The 18,558-nt window shown below is 62.4% G+C and carries 17 protein-coding genes; 5 read left to right on the top strand and 12 right to left on the bottom strand.

What is annotated here, in order from left to right; genetic code table 11:
• Window positions 1–42 precede the first annotated feature (42 nt).
• Window positions 43–1,170 (top strand): MBL fold metallo-hydrolase, encoded by a 1,128-nt coding sequence (locus QQS38_RS05930; RefSeq protein WP_479644437.1) that lies wholly within the window; start codon window positions 43–45, stop codon window positions 1,168–1,170.
• 35 nt (window positions 1,171–1,205) lie between these two features.
• On the opposite strand, the gene QQS38_RS05925 is transcribed toward QQS38_RS05930, so the two are convergent.
• Window positions 1,206–2,228, bottom strand: coding sequence for a transporter (locus tag QQS38_RS05925; RefSeq protein ID WP_479644436.1), 1,023 nt, complete (start codon window positions 2,226–2,228; stop codon window positions 1,206–1,208).
• 573 nt (window positions 2,229–2,801) lie between these two features.
• On the opposite strand from QQS38_RS05925, the gene QQS38_RS05920 reads away from it, so the two are divergent.
• Window positions 2,802–4,316 (top strand): acetyl-CoA hydrolase/transferase family protein, encoded by a 1,515-nt coding sequence (locus QQS38_RS05920; protein ID WP_479644435.1) that lies wholly within the window; start codon window positions 2,802–2,804, stop codon window positions 4,314–4,316.
• Window positions 4,317–4,404: 88 nt separating this feature from the next.
• Here QQS38_RS05920 and QQS38_RS05915 read toward each other — a convergent pair whose 3' ends face one another.
• Both QQS38_RS05915 and QQS38_RS05910 read right to left on the bottom strand, forming a co-directional pair.
• Window positions 4,405–4,788 carry a hemerythrin domain-containing protein gene (locus QQS38_RS05915; RefSeq protein WP_479644434.1) on the bottom strand — a complete coding sequence of 128 codons (384 nt, stop codon included), beginning with the start codon at window positions 4,786–4,788 and terminating at the stop codon, window positions 4,405–4,407.
• Window positions 4,789–4,950: 162 nt separating this feature from the next.
• Window positions 4,951–5,595, bottom strand: coding sequence for a helix-turn-helix domain-containing protein (locus QQS38_RS05910; protein ID WP_479644433.1), 645 nt, complete (start codon window positions 5,593–5,595; stop codon window positions 4,951–4,953).
• Window positions 5,596–5,710: 115 nt separating this feature from the next.
• Here QQS38_RS05910 and QQS38_RS05905 point away from each other — a divergent pair, with 115 nt between their 5' ends.
• The 3 genes from QQS38_RS05905 to QQS38_RS05895 are packed head-to-tail and all read left to right on the top strand — an operon-like array spanning window position 5,711 to window position 9,888.
• The gene (locus tag QQS38_RS05905; RefSeq protein ID WP_479644432.1) at window positions 5,711–7,000 is read left to right on the top strand and encodes an MFS transporter; all 1,290 of its coding nucleotides are present in this window, start codon (window positions 5,711–5,713) and stop codon (window positions 6,998–7,000) included.
• A 22-nt stretch (window positions 7,001–7,022) separates the two neighbouring features.
• Window positions 7,023–8,555 (top strand): amidase, encoded by a 1,533-nt coding sequence (locus QQS38_RS05900; protein WP_479644431.1) that lies wholly within the window; start codon window positions 7,023–7,025, stop codon window positions 8,553–8,555.
• 58 nt (window positions 8,556–8,613) lie between these two features.
• Window positions 8,614–9,888 carry an NAD(P)/FAD-dependent oxidoreductase gene (locus QQS38_RS05895; protein ID WP_479644430.1) on the top strand — a complete coding sequence of 425 codons (1,275 nt, stop codon included), beginning with the start codon at window positions 8,614–8,616 and terminating at the stop codon, window positions 9,886–9,888.
• On the opposite strand, the gene QQS38_RS05890 is transcribed toward QQS38_RS05895, so the two are convergent.
• From QQS38_RS05890 to QQS38_RS05850, 9 genes are all read right to left on the bottom strand, one after another.
• Window positions 9,854–10,252 (bottom strand): response regulator, encoded by a 399-nt coding sequence (locus tag QQS38_RS05890; protein ID WP_479644429.1) that lies wholly within the window; start codon window positions 10,250–10,252, stop codon window positions 9,854–9,856. The genes QQS38_RS05895 and QQS38_RS05890 overlap by 35 nt on opposite strands.
• Window positions 10,253–10,418: 166 nt before the next feature.
• Window positions 10,419–10,673, bottom strand: a complete 255-nt coding sequence (locus QQS38_RS05885) for a hypothetical protein (RefSeq protein WP_479644543.1) — start codon at window positions 10,671–10,673, stop codon at window positions 10,419–10,421.
• A 158-nt stretch (window positions 10,674–10,831) separates the two neighbouring features.
• Window positions 10,832–11,632 (bottom strand): dienelactone hydrolase family protein, encoded by an 801-nt coding sequence (locus QQS38_RS05880; protein WP_479644428.1) that lies wholly within the window; start codon window positions 11,630–11,632, stop codon window positions 10,832–10,834.
• Between the two features lie 58 nt (window positions 11,633–11,690).
• On the bottom strand, window positions 11,691–12,539 hold the full coding sequence (locus QQS38_RS05875; protein WP_479644427.1) for an EamA family transporter: 849 nt from the start codon (window positions 12,537–12,539) through the stop codon (window positions 11,691–11,693).
• Window positions 12,536–13,153, bottom strand: a complete 618-nt coding sequence (locus tag QQS38_RS05870) for a nitroreductase family protein (RefSeq protein ID WP_479644426.1) — start codon at window positions 13,151–13,153, stop codon at window positions 12,536–12,538. Before QQS38_RS05870 ends, QQS38_RS05875 begins: the two co-directional genes overlap by 4 nt.
• Window positions 13,154–13,332: 179 nt before the next feature.
• A complete protein-coding gene (locus QQS38_RS05865) occupies window positions 13,333–14,184 on the bottom strand; it encodes a carbohydrate ABC transporter permease (RefSeq protein WP_479644425.1) in 852 nt (283 codons plus the stop codon).
• Window positions 14,185–14,196: 12 nt separating this feature from the next.
• A complete protein-coding gene (locus tag QQS38_RS05860; protein ID WP_479644424.1) occupies window positions 14,197–15,165 on the bottom strand; it encodes a carbohydrate ABC transporter permease in 969 nt (322 codons plus the stop codon).
• 72 nt (window positions 15,166–15,237) lie between these two features.
• On the bottom strand, window positions 15,238–16,491 hold the full coding sequence (locus tag QQS38_RS05855) for an ABC transporter substrate-binding protein (RefSeq protein WP_479644423.1): 1,254 nt from the start codon (window positions 16,489–16,491) through the stop codon (window positions 15,238–15,240).
• A 61-nt stretch (window positions 16,492–16,552) separates the two neighbouring features.
• Complete coding sequence (locus QQS38_RS05850; protein WP_479644422.1) at window positions 16,553–18,541, bottom strand: beta-galactosidase; 1,989 nt, start codon at window positions 18,539–18,541, stop codon at window positions 16,553–16,555.
• Window positions 18,542–18,558: the final 17 nt, after the last annotated feature.

Raw genomic sequence — 18,558 nt, 5'->3', positions numbered from 1 at the left:
TACACTGTGCAGTCTACTTCGATTGTGGCATCGCCATCGCTCATGTCATCGATTCCCGATTTCGTCAGCCGCACGCTGGGTATCGCGGCGGCCCGGCGCGGACGCGATTTGTCGCGCTCGTCCCCGCAACACGACGGCGAGCGCTTTCGCAACGTCGAACCGCCTCCGGCTCAAAGCATCGGTAAGACGCTGCGCATTATTTGGAAGGCGCTGTTCAACAAGCCGCGCCACACGGTGCCGACCGGTTCGCTTCCGGTCGATGCGATGGCGCGCGAGCAACTGCACGCTGCGCCCGATCGCAGTCTCTATCGGCTCGGGCATTCGACACTGCTCTTCAAGCTTCGCGGCCAGTTTTGGCTGACCGATCCCGTGTTCGCCGAACGCGCGTCGCCGTTTCGGCGCTTCGGCCCGAAGCGCTTTCACGCGCCGCCGATCGCACTTGCGGATCTGCCGCCGCTGCGCGGCGTGATCTTGTCTCACGATCATTACGACCATTTGGATCGCGAGACGGTCCTCGCACTAGCCGAAACGACGCAAGTGTTCCTCACGCCGTTGGGGGTAGGAGACCGGCTGATCGAATGGGGCGTCGATGCGGCCAAGATCCGACAATTCGATTGGTGGCAGAGCGTCGAGGTGGACGGGCTCTCGCTCACCGCAACGCCCTCTCAGCATTTTTCCGGGCGCAGTTTCTTCGATGGCAACAGCACGTTGTGGGCGTCTTGGGTGATCGTCGATGGGGATCTGCGGGTATTCTTCAGCGGCGATACCGGCTACTTCGACGGATTCAAAACGATCGGCGAGCGGCTCGGTCCGTTCGACGTTACGCTGCTCGAAACCGGCGCTTACGATGCGCAATGGCCGCATGTTCATATGCAGCCCGAAGAGACGGTGCGCGCGCATGTCGACCTGCGCGGCCGCTGGTTGGTCCCGGTTCACAACGGCACGTTCGATCTCGCGATGCATCACTGGCACGAGCCATTCGAGCGGATCACGGCGCTGAGCGTTGCGCAGGGTCTTGCGATTGCGACACCGCGCATGGGCGAACGTCTGGATTTGACCGCGCCGCACCGCGGCGAGCGCTGGTGGCGTAAAGTCGCGCAACCGGTGCAAGCGGCAAGGAAAACGGGACGGTGGTGCGCGCCTCGGGACGCGGGGCAGGCGAGCCGCTGAGAGCGGCTGGGAGAGACGGATTCAGGTTCCGCGGCTTACCGATCGCCGCGTCGCCGAAACGTCCACCATGCCGCAAAGGCCGTGAAGCTGGCGACGAACAACACCATCAGCCAAAAGCCGTGCTTGTTCTCGGAGAAGGGGACGCCGCCCACGTTCATGCCGAAGAACCCGGCGACGATGTTCATCGGCAGGGCGATCACCGTCACGAGCGTCAAGGTGAACAGCGTCCGGCTATTCTGTTCGTCGAGCCGGGACGTAATCTCCTCTTGCAGCAGTTTGATTCGTTCCACGAGTCCCGCCAGGTCTGCCAGCACGACCGAGAATTCCTCGGTCGATTCGCGCAATTCCTGCACATCCTCACTCGCCAGCCACGCAGGCGGTTTTGCTAACAGGCGGAACATCGACCCCGGCTCCGGCGCGAGCATGCGTTGCAGCCGGGTGAGCGTGCGCCGCATCGTGCTGAGTTGCTCGCGGTTGGCGGTGGGGCGTTCGGATAGGAAGCGGTCTTCGATTCGATCGATGTCGGTGCCGGCCCGCCGCACGATTTGCATCATCAAGTCCGCTTGATCGCGAAGCAAATGAGTCAGCAATTCGGCCGGCGAACGAAAGCGCTCGCCTTGTCGCACGCTTTCTCGCAATGTGTCGATCGAGCGCAGCGGTTTCATTCGTGCCGTCACCATCAATTGGCGGTCGACGTAAATCCACATCGTCGCGATTTCCGAGGTCTCCAGATCGTGGCTGAAAATGACGTCGTTGACGACCGCACGCAGCCGCCCTTCCTGCTGCTCGATCCTCGTCGAGTGCGAGCCTTCCCGAAGAAATTCATAGAACGTCTCGGGCAAATTCAGGTGGGCGCGCATCCAGCGCTCGCTGGCGCTGTGTGCGAGATTGAAGTGCAGCCAGAGGAACTCGTCGTCTCGCGCGCTGCCGCGGACCAAGCATTCGGCGGCAAGGCCGGCCTGTATCGCCTGCCCGGCGCCCTCGCGGGCGAAGCGAAAGCCACACACGATGCCCGATGTATCGGCGCCGTAGGTTGGAATGATCATCTCGGGTTTCATCGATAGCTCCGCTGTCCTCGACCGTCGTGCCCCGCTTGCATGGTAGGAGGCGGCGGCGCGGCTGCGCCTGGCGCCAAGCGTACGGGAGCCGCGCGACGCCAGCATGACAGCGATGCGTCGTACCCCTGAACTCGTGCGGCGTTGCCGGCGCGCAACGCTTGGCTACGAGCATCGATGCCGCTGCGCGGACCGCCGTCGACGCGCGTAGCCGCGGACGGCTTGCGCCGCAATGCTTCGGACGTAATCGCGTGGGCGATCGTTGCAGCCTGCTATTACATTTTGTCGCAGCGCTTTTTTGGCGCGGCCCGGTAGCATAACGGCGCTGACGTATGCGGCCGCACGCGCTTTCGGCGCGAGACGCGCGACCTTGGATCGACCGCCCGCTGAACCGGGCCTTTGTCTCCTGTTCCGAGAATCACTCTTGCATCAAGTGAGCACTGCACCCATGCAACGACTGCGATAATCGAGGGCACGCACCGGCGCCGAGCGCCGCTAAGTCGCCACGATGTTGCGCCGCCCGCGCCGCTTCGCTCATCGCCTTTGCCGTCAATCCATTTCTTCCGATCTTCCGCCATGTCCACTTCTCGCATCCTCGCTCCGGCGTTGCGCGCACTCGTCCGTACCCCCGACGAAGCCGCTGCGCAGATTCGTCACAACATGACCGTCGCCATGAGCGGCTTCACCGGTTCGGGCTATCCCAAAGCGGTGCCTACCGCCTTGGCTCGGCAGATCCAAGAGGCGCACGGCCGCGGCGAAGATTTCCGCATCAACGTGCTGACGGGCGCCTCGACCGCCCCCGAACTCGACGGCGCGCTGGCCCGCGCCGACGGCATTTCGATGCGCCTGCCTTATCAGTCCGATCCGACTTTGCGCGACAGGATCAATGCGGGAGAGCTCGAGTATCAGGACATTCACCTGAGCCACGTGGCGCAATATGCATGGTTCGGCTTGTTCGGTGAGATCGATGTGGCGATCGTCGAAGTCGCCGGCATTCGCGAGGATGGCCTGTTGATTCCTTCCGCATCGGTGGGCAACAACAAGACGTGGCTCGAGCAGGCGAAGAAAGTGATCCTCGAAGTCAATTCACGCCAGCCGGCCGGCCTCGAAGGAATGCATGACATTTACTACGGCACGGCGCTGCCGCCCGACCGTAAGCCGATTCCGCTCACCAAAAGCAGCGACCGCATCGGCGAGCCGTATTTGCGCTGCCCCGCCGACAAGATCATCGCCATCGTCGAAACCGACGCGCCCGATCGCAGCAATGCCTTTTCCGCACCCGATGCGACGTCCAAGCAGATTGCCGGGCATCTGCTCGACTTCTTGCGTCATGAAGTCACTCGCGGACGTCTGCCGGCCAACCTGCTGCCGCTGCAATCGGGCGTCGGCAATATCACGAATGCGGTGCTCGCCGAATTGAGTTCGGCAGGTTTCTCGAATCTGACGGCATTCACGGAAGTCATTCAAGACGGCATGCTCGATCTGCTCGCCGACGGCACGTTGAGCTTCGCTTCCGCAACGGCGCTCTCGCTCAGCCCCGCGGCGGTCAAGCGTTTCGCGGACGAGATCGACGTGCTGCGCGAGAAAATCGTCCTGCGTCCGCAAGAGATCAGCAATCATCCGGAGCTGGTGCGTCGCCTGGGTTGCATTGCGATGAACGGGATGATCGAAGCCGATATCTACGGCAACGTGAATTCGACGCACGTGATGGGCACGAAGATCCAAAACGGGATCGGCGGCTCCGGAGACTTCGCCCGCAACGGTTATCTGTCGTGCTTCATGTCGGCGAGCACGGCCAAGGGCGGCGCCATTTCGCGAATCGTGCCGATGGCGAGCCACGTCGATCACACCGAGCACGACGTGGCCGTCGTCGTGACCGAGCAGGGCATTGCGGACGTTCGCGGCCTATCGCCGAAGCAGCGGGCGCGAAAAATCATTGCCAACTGTGCACATCCGGATTTCCGCCCGATGCTCGAGGATTACTTCGCGCGCGCATGCCATGAGAGCTACGGCAAGCAAACGCCGCATCTGCTTGCCGAGGCGCTGAGCTGGCATGAACGCTTCGTGCGCACCGGCTCGATGAAGCCTTGATGAAGGCGGGGGCATACGGGATCCCGGCTCCCCGCATGCCCCCGCGGCTTCGCCCGCGCAGCAAGGGGCTGCGCGCGGACCGCGAAGATCAGGCGCAATGTTGATCGAACGCCGGGTACAAGCGAATCTCTTCGCGCGTCATGCGTTGACGTAAATGCGTGATCGTAGCGCCCATTTGGCGCGCGAAATCCATACCCGCCTTTCCTCGCTCGAGCGAATCGAAAAACGCGAGCACCTCATGTGAGATTCCTTTCATCTCCGATGCGTAGGTGGAGGCGAGCTCCTTGGTCACTTCGTGTTTCTGCATTTGCGGATACAGGCTATGGTCTTCGCGAGCAAGGTGGGCCATGACCAAGCCTTTCACCTCCTTCAATTTTTTTCGGCCCTCTTCGGTCATGCCGATGTTTCGGCAAGCTTCGAGGAGGCGGAAGATTTCTTGGTGTTCGCTCTTGAGAATTGCGGTAAGTGACATGGTGCTTTTAGGCTTCCGTGGTAAGAGGGGTGAGGGTCGGTTCATTTAAAGATGTATGAACTATACATGTTTAATGACTTCTCTCACCAATGCCCACACCCAACTTGCGGGCTTCGAGGGCGCCTCCGAAGAAGGCCGGACCCGGCACATCGACACTCGCGCTCACAAGCTTCCGGGCCGCACCCGTGCTTCGGCATCGACGCAACACACCAGCACTTCTGCTTCTTCCTTGCTTGTGCTGAGATAAACATGACCCACTGCGCTGTCGAAGTACAGGCTGTCGCCTTGCTCCAATTTGTACACCGCGCCGTTTTCGAAATGCAGCTCCAACTTTCCCTTCAATAGGAAAACGAACTCCTCGCCGCTGTGGCGGATGAAATCCGGGAAATCCGACAGCTTGCGTGCGCGGATATGTGCTCGCATCGGCACCATGCGCTTGCCGGTCAGATCGTGGGCAATCATCCCGTACTCGTAATTGGGCGTGTCATAGATCATTTGCGTGCCCGATCGCGTGAACGAGGGCGCCATTGCGTTGCCGACATGACGCTCTGCACGCCCGACGATCGTGTCGAAGTCCACTTGCAACGCATGCGCCAACGCGGCGAACTTGTCATAGGTGAGCGCGATATCGCCGCGTTCCGCTTTCGAAATGGTCGACACGGCGATCCCCGATAGCGCGGACAACTGCGCAAGCGTCAGCTCGCGAGACTTGCGCGCGTTGCGCAAGCGCGCACCGACGGCTTGATGATCGATCTGCGGATTCGGCGCGGGAGACGCCGCGCTCGCTGCGGCCGCGCGCTTTGCCATGAGAAGGGTTCCCCAAGTAGGTGGAGTAGGTGTTTTGTCGTATACGAGAATTTATTTTTTTTCTCGTATATGATAACTCGGGCATCGTCATCGTCGTCTTCCAAGGAGCTGCGCCGTGGCCTCTCTAGCACTCGAGAAAGCGGGTTTGTCGAAAGTTCAGGTCATCGCGGCAACGACGCTCGGGACTGCGCTGGAATACTACGATTTCACGATCTACAGTTTCTTCGCGATCCAGATCGGCAAGCTTTTTTTCCCGTCCGCCTCGCCGGTGAACCAATTCTTGCTCTCGATCGGCGTATTCGGCGTGGGGTTCGTCGTGCGTCCTCTAGGCGGCATCGTGATCGGCGCTTACGCTGACCGCGCGGGCCGCAAGAAGGCCATGGTGCTTACCATCATGTTGATGGCGCTCAGTTGCGCGCTGATTGCGGGCGCGCCGACGTACGCGGTGGCAGGCATCGCGGCGCCGTTGATCGTGTTGGCTGCGCGGTTGCTGCAGGGCTTCGCCGCGGGCGGCGAATTCGGCCCAGGCACGACGCTGCTGGTCGAATATGCCACCAACGAGACCCGGGCGTATTTCGCGAGTTGGAACTTCGCGGCCACCGCGCTTGGCCTCGCCATTGGTGCCTGCGTGGCTACGATCGTCAATCTGTCGCTGCCCAAGGAGGTAGTCGATGCATGGGGGTGGCGCATTCCGTTCCTGCTCGGCATCGTCGCGGCGCCGGTCGGCATGTTGATTCGCCGTCGGCTCGAGGAAACCCTGCATGTCGCGCCTTCGCACGCGCCACGGCAGCGGCGCGGCGCATTGAAGGCCGCGTTGACGACCCATCTGAAGCTGACCATTCTCGGCACCTTCGCCGAACTCGGCGGCTCCGTGTCGATCTACATCACGGCGTTCTTCTTGCCCAGTCATGCGGTGCGCACGCTGCATCTGTCATCTACCGCATCGGTGACATCGGGTGTCGTCAGTGCGCTCGTCCTGTTCGCGGCGGCGCCCGTTGCCGGCAAGCTCGCCGATCGTTTCACCCGCAAGCGCTTGCTCGTGATTTCGCGCGTCGCTCTCTTGCTGTCGGTGTATCCGGCATTCGCATGGTTGTCCGCGCAACCATCGATGTGGCTGTTATGCGCCGTATCCGCGTATCTTTCCGTATTCGTCGCGGCGCAGATCGTGCCCGTGCTCGTTATGATTCCAGAACTGTTTCCACGAGAAGTGCGTGCGACGGGCATCGCGTTGACTTATGTCGTGAGCGCGTCGTTTTTTGGCGGGTTCTCGCCGCTCATCGCAAGCTGGATCGTTGCGCGCACGGGAAATCCGCTCGCGCCGGCGTGGTATGTCGCCGCCGCGTGCGCCGTGTCGCTGATCCCCGTGATTTGGCTGCCCGATCGCACGGGCGAAGCCATCGGCTGAACACTGTCATTCAGGAGCCCTAATGGTGTCGACGGATCGTACCGAACTCGCGCGTCTATCGGCCGTCGCATTGCGTCGTCTGATAGGGGCCAAGGCCATTTCTCCGGTGGAGCTGCTCGAGGCATGCATCGAGCGCATAGAAGCCGTGAATCCCGCGGTGAACGCAATTGCCGCCACCGCGTTCGACGCCGCGCGTCGAGCGGCAAAGGCCGCCGAGCAGGCCGTGATGGACGGCAAGCCTCTCGGTCTGCTGCATGGCTTGCCGCTAGGGGTGAAGGACCTGGAAGACACGGCAGGGTTGCTCACGACATACGGCTCGCCGATCTCGCGCGGCAACGTTCCGGCGCGCGATGTCGTGGTGGTGGAACGCCTGCGAGCGGCAGGGGCGATCGTCGTCGCGAAGACCAACGTGCCGGAGCTCGGCGCGGGGGCGAATACACGCAACCCGGTATGGGGTGCGACGGGCAACCCGTTCGATCCCGCGCTCAATGCAGGCGGTTCGTCGGGCGGCTCGGCCGCGGCGCTCGCATGCGATATGTTGCCGGTTTGCACCGGCTCCGATACCGGTGGCTCGCTGCGCATCCCCGCATCCAAGTGCGGGGTGGTCGGCTTTCGCCCTTCGCCGGGGCTGGTGCCGAATTCGCGGCGCATCCTCGGCTGGACGCCGATTTCGGTCGTAGGTCCAATGGGGCGAGACGTTGCGGATACCGCGTTGCAGCTCGCCGCCACCGCGGGCGAATCGACCGGCGAGCCGCTGAGCTATGCCGTCGATGCGCTCGCGTTCGCATTGCCCCCCGCGATCGATCCTGCGTCGCTGCGCATTGGGTATACGGAGGATTTCGGTTGTTGCGATGTCGACGAAGGCATCCGCGCAACGTTTCGCGCGCGCGTTGCCGAACTCGGGCGCATCGTTCGTTCGTGCGAGCCGGTCGCGTTCGACCTCGGCGACGTGCATCGCTGCTTCGATATCATTCGCGCGGAGAGTTTCGTTGCCGGTCTTCACGAGACGTACGCGCGCGATCCGAACGCGCTGGGACCGAACACCCGCGCGAACTACGAAATGGGCGCGAAGATGTCGCTAGCCGATAGCGCGTGGGCGCAAGGCGAGCAGACGCGCATCTTTCGGCGATTCCAGGATGCGTTCGCGCGTTACGACGTTATCGTTACGCCGACGACGCCCGTCTCCCCGTTCCCTTGGACCCAGCTGTACGCGACCGAGATTGAAGGTAAACCGCAGGAAAACTATTATCGATGGCTGGCGCTGACCTACGTCGTGACGCTGACGACACACCCCGCGCTCGCATTGCCGTGCGGCGTCGATCATGCGGGCATGCCGTTTGGCCTGCAGATCGTCGGGCCGTTTCGCGGGGACATGAAGACGCTCGCCGTTGCGCAGGCGCTCGAATCGGCTTTCGCGGCATCGCCTACGTTGCGCCGGCCTTTGCCCGATCTCGCGCGTCTAGCGCAACCCAACCCGGCGCTGAAGTCGATCGTGACCGCGCCGCCTATTGTCGACTCGGCCGGTGGCGGCAGCGCCGGTCTTTCCATGGTGTAACGATGATCGATCCGATCGAACGACTGAATACCAACGCACGCATGAGGGGCGCCAAGCAATGAAGTTCGATATCGTCGTGCTCGGCGGCGGTATCGTCGGCGTGTCGGTGGCATTGCAGTTGCAGCGCCGCAAGCTGTCGGTGGCGCTGGTCGACCGCCGTGCGCCGGGCCACGAGACGTCGTTCGGAAACGCCGGGCTGATCCAGCGCGAGGGTGTCTATCCCTACGCATTTCCGCGCGATTTCGGCGCGCTCGTGCATTACGCCGGCAACCGCGCGACCGATGTTCGCTACCATCCTTCGGCGGTGCCGGCGCTGTTGCCGTTTCTCTATCGATATTGGTACCACTCGCGCGCCGATCGGCATGCGAAGATTGCGCGCGCCTATTCGACCCTCATCGAGCACTGCGTCACCGAGCATCGCGCGTTGATCGATGAAGCGGGCGCACAATCGCTCCTGCGCAATGGCGGCTGGATCAAGGCGTTTCGCACCGAACGCATCTTGCATAAATCGTTGGCGGAGGCGCAGCGCTGGCACGCCGAGTACGGTGTGGAATACGAAGCGCTCGATCGGGCGGCGCTGCAAGCGGCCGAACCGGCATTGAGTTCGGCGCTGATTGGAGGGGTGCGTTACCCCTCGTCGGATTCGGTCAGCGATCCGGGCGGACTCGTCACCGCTTACGTGAAGCTGTTCGAGCGAAGCGGTGGCAGCGTGTTGATCGGCGATGCCAACACGCTGGAACGGTCATGGCGCGTCATGACTGAGCGCGGGCAAATCGAGGCTGCCTCGGTCGTCATCGCGTTGGGGCCATGGTCGAAAGAGCTGGCGCACAAGTTCGGGTATTCACTTCCCCTGGCTGTGAAACGCGGCTATCACATGCACTACGCGGCACGAAACGGCGCGCGGCTGAACCGCCCCGTGCTCGATGCCGAGATCGGCTATTTGATCGCACCGATGAAGCGTGGCATTCGTTTGACGACCGGCGCTGAATTCGGGCGTCGCGATTCGCCTAAGACGCCCGTGCAACTCGATGCCGTCGAACCGATTGCGCGCGGCGTTTTTCCGCTGGGCGAGCGGGTGGATGACGACCCGTGGCTGGGCTGCCGTCCATGCACGCCCGACATGATGCCGATCATCGGCCCGGCCTCGAAAGAAAAAGGCCTGTGGTTCGCGTTCGGTCACGCGCATCATGGGCTGACGCTCGGGCCCGTGACGGGGCGGCTGATCGCGGAGATGATGTCGGGCGAGCAGCCGGTGGTGGACCCCACGCCGTTTCGGGTCGAGCGGTTTGAAGGGACGCCTAACGTCCTGTCATCGCATGCCGGGGCAGGCTGATCGTGAACACGCAGCCTATCGATCGCCGGTAGCCCGCAGGCAGGGGCGTTTTCAGAAGGATTCGAGCACTGCGTGGGCGCAGAGCGCCTTCATCGAGCCGACGGCGTCGCGGTGACCGGCACGCCTCTGAACGCCCGGTCCGCGCGCAGTGCATAAAAAGGTCGATTCCCGTCATCCCCGGCATCATCATGTCGGTGACGATTACATTGGGCAGCCAGCGTCGCACCACTTCGAGGGCGTGCTGCGCGTCCTCGACCGCAAGCATGTCGAACCCCATAGGAACGAGCAAAAGCGGCCACACCTCTCGCATGACTTCGTCATCGTCGACGAAGAGCACATGGGGCGTTGCAGCCACGTTGGACATGAGTACCTCGATCGGGCGCCGGGGCGCACCGGAAATGAGCCGGCATGAACCCGAGTGACGACACGATATACCTTGCGCAAGGGCCATTCCCGACACGAGGCCGCAAACGGGGGTGCGGGCCTGTGATTTTTATGTCGAGGCGGTTGAGGCCAACGGCCTCGACGAATCATGCCGGCGAGTCCTTGCCGGCTGCCGTGCTGAGTAATGCATCGATCGCAGCCTGCCCCGCCACCTCCGCGATGAAGTATGCCCATCGCCGCGTAAAGGGCCCGTTGCGCAGAGGAATGCGAATGCCTCGCTCGCCCACGAGGGTGACGTTTTGCGTTCCCTTGATTTGGACGGTCACCTCGTAGAGATCCTCCGCCGACGAGGTCAGTTCGACGTGAATCTCGAACCCCCCATAAGGAATCATCCGGTAAATAAGGTGCTCCTTTCGATTGATCGAACTGCGCGCCCCTTTCTCCGAGTTTGCGCGGCGGGTGCACCGGCTCACTATACGCCGGCGGCAGCCGGACCGGTAACCGAGGCCATTGCTTCTTTCGACGCGCTCGCTCGGGGACGCTCGGCAACGCGCGCCGCCTATTGCTTCGCTTCCTGTCCGAAACTCTCCGCCAACCAATCCCGCATCATCCGATACGAGCGCGCCGCCGCTTTCTCGTCATACCGGCAGTTGCCCGTCTTGGCAGTCGCTTCGGTCTCCGTGAAGCAGTGCACGACATGCCCGATCTCGACGAACTGCCAATCGGCCGGGCTCTGCTTCATTTGTTCGGTGAACTTCGGCACGTCGGGCATGGTGAAGGCGTCATCGGATCCGTTGATCGCCAGCACGCGCGCCTTGATATGCGAAGCGAGCGAAGGGGCGTCCGTACTCAAATCGCCATGGAATGCCACGACGGCTTTGGCGTCGGCGCCGCTGCGCGCGAGATCCAGCACTACGCCGCCGCCGAAACAAAACCCGATGGCCGCGAGGCGCGAAAGATCGATCGGCGCACGCGCGGCCTCGGCCTTAAGCTGATCGAAAGCTTTGTCGGCGCGTGCGCGCATCAGATTCCGGTCTTGATAAAGCGGTGCGACGGCCGCCTTCGCCTGCGCGTCGTTTTTCGGCCGCACGCTTTCCCCGTACATGTCCGTCAGCAAAATGACATAGTCCTTGCCGGCGATTCTTTTCGCTTTGGCAATGGCGATATCGTTGATGCCGGACCAGTTCGGCACCATGACCAGCCCGGGGCGCTTGGCTTGGGTTGCATCGTCATAAACGAGCACGCTTTTGAAAGTCGTACCGCCCAACATCCAACTAACGGGTCGGGCGACCATTTCCGCGAGGGCCGACGTAGAAGCGAGAACAGCGAGCAACGCAACGGCAAGACGCACGAATCGCATGGCGGATGTCTCTCGGTGGGTTGAACGAAAGGTGGCGGGCGGCCGCCGGCACGCCGGCTCAGCGAGCGGGCCGTTGGCTCAGCCAGATGCTGCCGATCACGAATCCTACACCGGCGATCTGAATGTAGCTAAGCGTTTGATCGAGGAAGGTCCAGCCCAATATGACCGCCGTCAACGGGCTGATGAACAGCAGCGGCGACACCACCATGGCGTCGAGTCGAGCGATGCCTCGGAACCAGAGCACATACGTGAGCGCCGCCCCGATCAAGCCGAGCCATGCCAAGGCGGCGAAATTGATTGCCGTGAGCACCGGCGCCTTCGGCGCAAACGCCCAAACGACCGGTACCAGTAATGCGCCTCCGGCGGTCAATTGCCACGCCGTGAAGGTGAGCAGCGAGACAGGCGGTTGCCACTTGCGGGCGAGGATATTGCCGACGGCCATGGACGCCGCGCCCGCAAGGCCGGCGGCAACGCCGAGCGGATCGAGCGCGGCGCGCGGGGTCAACACGAGCAGCGCGACGCCCCCGATGCCCAGCAACGCGGCAACGATGGACTGAGGGCGAATCGGGCTCGCGAGCAACAGCCTGGCCAAGAAAACCGCGAACAACGGCTGCACCGCCGCAACGGTGCCCGCTACACCGCCTGGAAGCCGGTAGGCGGCTACGAAGAGCATGCTCAAAAAGATCGAGATATTGAGCGCGCCAAGCACGAAGACGCGCCACCACCAGATGCCACGCGGCAACTGGCGCACGACGAGTAGCAGCAGCAACCCGGCGGGCAACGCGCGCAGCATCGCGACCGTCATCGGCGAAAAACTCGGCAGAAATTGAGTCGTGACGATATACGTGCTGCCCCACACCATAGGTGCGATCGCCGTTAGCAGCACATCCCGGCCGGTCGCTTTCATGCGATGACCAGCACTTCAGACAGGGGGCGGCGTGGCTTTTGCGGCCAATTTCCCGGCGCGGCGCGACCCACGCAAAGGAGCATGACGGGCACTTCGTCATTACCAAGCGCAAACGCGCGCGCCACGCCCTCGGCGTCGAATCCCCCCATCGGTCCCGTGACCAAGCCCATGGCTTCGGCGGCGTAGATCAGCGTGGCTGCGCCGAGGCTCGCCGAACGCACGGCTTCGTCGCGGGCGTCCCGAGCGTTCGCATATTTCGCTCGGGCACCGTCTTGCCAACTCGCCGATGTCTCCGCCGTCATATGGCCGCTTTGGACGAAAGGCCTCAGTCTTTCATGCAGACCCGAGGCATCCGGCAATTGCCCGCAGACGATGAACGTGACCGCGGCATCGGAAACCTTCGCCTGATCATAAGCGAGCGCGCGTAACGTGGCTTTCGATTCGGGCGTCTTGACCGCCACGAACCGCCAGTTCTGCAAGTGATATGCAGTCGGCGCACGCGTCGCGAGGCGCACGAGTTCGCCGATCACCGTATCCGGCAATACATGCGACGCGTCGAATCGATTGGCCGAAACACGTCGCTCGATCAGTGCCAGCGTGGCGTCGATCTTCATTTTCATCCCATCCTGAATGCGATGGCGTCAGGATACGGATTTCACTCGAAGATGATAATGCGCGATACGGAAGAAGATCATTCACTGTCAGTGAATGATTGAACCACCGCTTTACAGCATGGATACGTTGGGGTCCGGCTCCTCCTCCTTCTGAAGGCGCCGGGCCCTGTGCGACGGATTCATCCCTTCGTCGCCCCAAACGTGAGCCCCGCGACGAAATGCTTTTGCATGGCAAAGAACATCGCGACCGACGGCAACGCGGCGAGAATCGACCCGGCCGACACCAGGTTCCAAGCGGTCGTCCATTGGCCCTTGAGCGCGGCCACGCCCACCGTGATGGGCGCGGCGTCGTCTCCTTGCGTGAGGCAAAGCGCCCAGAAATAGTCGTTCCACACGAACGTGAAGACGAGGATGCCGAGCGCCGCCAATGCCGGTCGAATCAACGGCAGCACGATCCGAAAGAATACGGTCCATTCGTTCGCGCCTTCGATCCGCGCCGCTTCGACGAGTTCGAACGGCAATTGTTTGATGAAGTTGCGCAGAAACAGCGCGCAAAAGCCGGTTTGAAACGAGAGATGAAACAAGATCAACCCGCTGACGGAGTTGTATAACCCGAGGTGCAACGACAGATCGCGCACCGGGATCATCAGCACCTGAATCGGCACGAAGTTGCCTGCAACGAACGTTGCGAACAGCGCCGAATTTCCCGGGAACCGATAGATGGCGAGGGCAAAGCCCGCCAGCGCCGCCAGCGCAATGGCGCCGGCCACCGCGGGCAGCGTGATTTGCACGCTGTTCCAGAAGTAGTGCAGCATCGGTGAGGTCGTCAGCGCTTCCCGGTAGTTCTCGATGAGCGAGAAATGCTTCGGCCATCCCCAATAGTTGCCTTCGCTGAGTTCTTCCGTAGATCTCACCGAGGTCACCATCACCGCAATCATCGGCAGCAGCCAAATCACGAGTGCGACCGGCAGCGACAATCGGTAGGCGCGGCGCGATCCAGGCTTCCATTTCTCGAGCGGCATGGGAAACATAATCAGTACTCCTTAGCGCTCGTTCCTGAGCAACCGGCGCAAGTGATAGACGATATACAGCAGCATGATCGCAAACAACACCACAGCGATGGCCGCGGAGTAACCGAGCCGGTAGTACTTGATCGCCTGGTCGTACATGTAATACGCGAGCACGGTCGAGCTTTCGAACGGGCCGCCGCCTGTCATGACTGAAATCAAATCGAAGCTGCGCAATGCTCCGATGACGGTGACGACGATCGCCATGAACGTCGTCGGCCTCAATTGCGGGAGGACGACGTGCCACAGCAACGACCATCCTTTTGCGCCTTCCATGCGGGCCGCTTCGATCTGCTCGCTGCTGAGCGTCGTCAGGCCCGTGAGGTAAAGAATCATGCAGTACGCCGTTTGCGGCCACAGCGCGGCGAGGATGATACCCGGCGTCGCATATCGAGGATCGCCTAGAACAGGAATGCCGTGGCCCACGATGAGCGCGAGCAGCCCGAACGTGGGGTCGTAAAACCAGGAGAAGATGAGGCCCACCACGACGCCCGACAGCACGAACGGCGCAAAGAACAGCGATTTGACGACGCGGATGCCGGCCACGGCCTGATTCAGATACAGCGCGAGCGCGAGCCCCATCGGCGGCGCAAGCAAAAACAGCGCGAGCCAAATGACGTTGTTTTTCAGCGCGGTGTAGAAGGTGGCGGCATGGAAGAGCTCGATGTAATTGGCGAGCCCCACGAAAGTCGCATCGGTCATGCCGTCCCAGTTGTAAAAACTGAGGCGAATGGTCGAGACCACGGGCCAGATGACATAGATCGCCACCATCACGCAGGCCGGCGCGAGAAACAGGCATGCTGCGCGGCGTTGCTGGCGCGCGGCCGGCGACGCGCGGCGGCGTCCGCTTCCGTCCGGCCGGCTCGTGCGCGGCGTCGGGCAAGCGCCATCGCTCGGCGCCGGAGTGCCTGCGCTATCGGAGCGATGAGTGACGAGGTGAGACACGGCAACCTCCTGATGGAACTGAACGCGCGAGGTCGATCACGAGACCGATCGACTTCGCGCGCGATTACGCGCTTACTTCTTATAGATGCGTTGCCGCGTCTGCTCGAGTTGCGCCAGGATCGCGTCGAGCTTGGTCGGATCCGACACGAACTGCTGCATCCCCTTCATGCCTTCGTCGGCCATTTCCTTGGTCATATCGCGATCATAGAACTGCGCGATGCCGCCCTTTGTGTTGGACAGGATTTGAAAGCCGATCTTCGAAATGGGATCTTCCGGCTCCGGCGATTTGCTGTTCGCGGAAAGCGAGCCGAGGCCCTTGCCGAGTTGAGCGCCGATTTCCGGCGTTTCGGTGAATGCGAGGAAAGCACGAGCATCCGCCTTGTTCTTGGCCTTCGCCGGAATATTGAGCGTTTCGACGGGGCCATCCTCGGCGGTCGGCACATTCGCATCGATGATCGGGAATTGGAAGTAGCCCATTTCGGACTTCACGGTCGGCGAGAAGCCTCCCGTAATGAACGTGCCCATGAGCATCATGGCCGCTTTGCCCTGGAACAGGAACGGCTGCGCGGCATCGAGGTCGTAGGAGAGCGAGTTGTCGATGAAGTAGCCCGCATCGAGCAACTGCTTCCACGTGGTGTAGACCTTCTTCACGCGGGCGTCGGTGTAGGGCACTTCGCCGGCCATCAGCTTTTGATGGAAGGCGTTGCCGTTCAGACGCAGATCGAGATAGTCGAACCAGCCGGCCAGAGTCCAGGCATCGCGCCCGGCCACGGCGATCGGCGTGATGCCCGCGGCTTTCAGCTTCTTGCAATCGTCGAGGAAGTCGTTCCAAGTTTTCGGCTCGCCGGCAATGCCGACCTTTTGGAACAGATCCTTTCGATAGAACATCCCCCACGAGTAGTAGACGGTCGGCGCGGCGTATTGCTTGCCCTTATACGACGATGCTTCCTTGGTCGAAGCGTACGTGCTGTCCCATCCGTTCTTGGTCCAGTCGCTCGATAAGTCTTCGAACAAACCGCGCTGCGCGTAGTACGCCATGCGTTCGCCGTCGTGCCAATTCACGATGTCTGGCGGCGCCGTCGTCAACCATGCGGGAAGCTGCACTTTGTAGGCTTCTTCGTCGATGAACGCCACTTTGACGTCGGTGCCGGGGTGGGCCTTCTTGAACTCGTCGATCACTTGAGTCCAGACCGCGCGTTGGCTTGCGCCCTTGAATGCGATGTTCACTTCCAGCGTGCCGGCTTGCGCGGCCGTGGCGAGGGCGCCCGTCGCCACTGCCGAGGCGAGCGCGACGGCAGCGAGCATGGTGCGGGGTTTGTACGTCATGCCTGTCTCCTGAGTTTTACGTCGTTGTCGGTGCTGCATTCGGGTCGGGTTCGTGCCGCGTTCAGCGGGGCGTTCGATAGGCGGCGACGCCTTGTGCTTCGATATGGTGTGCGCCGATCACGAAAGCGCTGTCCGGTATCTCCGCCGGCAACCGATACGCGTCGGGGCCGTAGTTGAACACCCAGGTCAGCCCGCCGCGCCGGCTCACGCGCACGGCGTCGCCAAGGTGTTCGGGCGCAAGACCGGCTTCGTGCGCGATGCGGGCAAAGAGTGCTCGCGTCGATGCTTCGTCGAACAGACTCGCGAGGTAATGCACGGCGCCGTGCCTCACGTAGGCGGGATGACCGTCGGCGAAGGCCGCGCGCACTTGCGGGCTCTGCGCTTCGCCATCGGCGGTCACGTCGAGCAAATCGCGCCAGTGCCGCGCATAGCCCTCCGGCACGCTGCCGCTGAAGGTGACGCGCGAAGAGACGTTGGGCCGCATCGATTCGACCCGCCAGACGCGCGCGGGAAGCAGCGATGCGAGCGGCCCGGGCGGCAAATTGGCGGGGATTTGCAGGTCGGCGGTCTTCGATCCCGTACGCGGCCCAAGGATGACGTGCGCGCGGGTGGCTTCTAGCCGCCGGACGAGATCGTCGGAGACGACGGGCAGCGGCGGCACGACGATGAGCTTGTATCCATCGAGCGGCGCGTGCGTCGAGACGATATCGACGTCGAACCCGAGCGAGCGCAGCGCCGAGTAGTATTCGACGGCGAAACGCGGGTAATGAAAATCCACCCCTTGCGGCTGCACTTCGAACAGCCATTTGGCTTCGTAGTCGAAGATGAGCGCAACGGGCGTTTGCACCGCGCCCGCGGCATCGGCGTCGGCTTCGATCGAGGCGCGAATTTCTTGCGCGACGCGCTGCGCCTCGCCGCCGCCGATATCCAACCGGTTATCGGGCGTGTTCAGTCCCGCATGCATTTGCTCCTGTGCGAACGGCGCCTGGCGCCAACGGAAGTACGACACGCAGCCGGCCCCGTGGGCAAAGGCTTCCCAGCTCCACAAACGCACCATGCCCGGCAGCGGGGCGGGATTCCACTTCGCCCAATTGACCGGGCCCGGTTGCTGTTCCATCACCCAGAACGGCAGCTTCGACATGCCGCGGTATAGGTCGTGGTTGAACGATGCGAAATCCGGGTGGCCGGTGCGCAGGAATCGCGCCTTCACCTCGGGCTCGTACCATTGCTCTTCGAGTGCGCCGAGCGGATAGCTGTCCCACGAGGCCACGTCCAAATCGTCGGCAACCTTGTAGTGATCGAACTCGGTGAACAACTGCATGAAGTTGTGCGCGATGGGACGACCGGGCGAATGCTTGCGAATGACTTCGACTTGCATGTGGTTGTAGCGCTTGACCTCATCGGACGCAAAGCGCCGATAGTCGAGCCTGTGCGACGGGTGCGCTTCGGTGACGGTGCCGATGGGTGCGTCGATTTCCTCGAAGCTGCGATATTCCATGCTCCAGAACACCGTGCCCCACGCTCGATTGAGCGCATCGATGTTGCCGTAGCGCGCCTTCAGCCAGTCGCGGAAACGCGTGAGCGCAGCGGGCGAATAGCTGACGACGGTTTGATGGCAACCGTACTCGTTGTCGGTTTGCCAATAGGCGACGGCGCTGTGCTGTCCATAACGCGAAGCGACGGCTTCGCAGATCGCTTTGGACGCTTCGAAATAGGCCGGCGACGAGAAATCGTAGTGACGGCGCGATCCGAAGCCGCGGGTTCGTCCGTCCGCGCCGACCGGCAGAATGTCGGGGTGGCGATCGATGAGCCATTTCGGCGGCGTGGCCGTGGGCGTGCACATGACGACTTTGAGCCCTTTGGCGGCGAGCGTATCGATGGCGCGGTCGAGCCAGCCCCAATCGAATTCGCCGGGCGCGGGCTCGATGCGGCTCCATGCGAATTCGGCGATCCGCACTTGATCGATGCCGAGCGCTTTCATTTGCGCGGCGTCGTCTTTCCACATGGCTTCGGGCCAGTGCTCGGGGTAGTAGCAGACGCCTAGGCGCATTCGTTGGTCCTCGTGTC

Source organism: Trinickia sp. Z7, assembly GCF_056498045.1.
The sequence above is the reverse complement of the archived record's forward strand: the minus strand, read 5'-3'. Positions and strand labels throughout refer to the sequence as shown.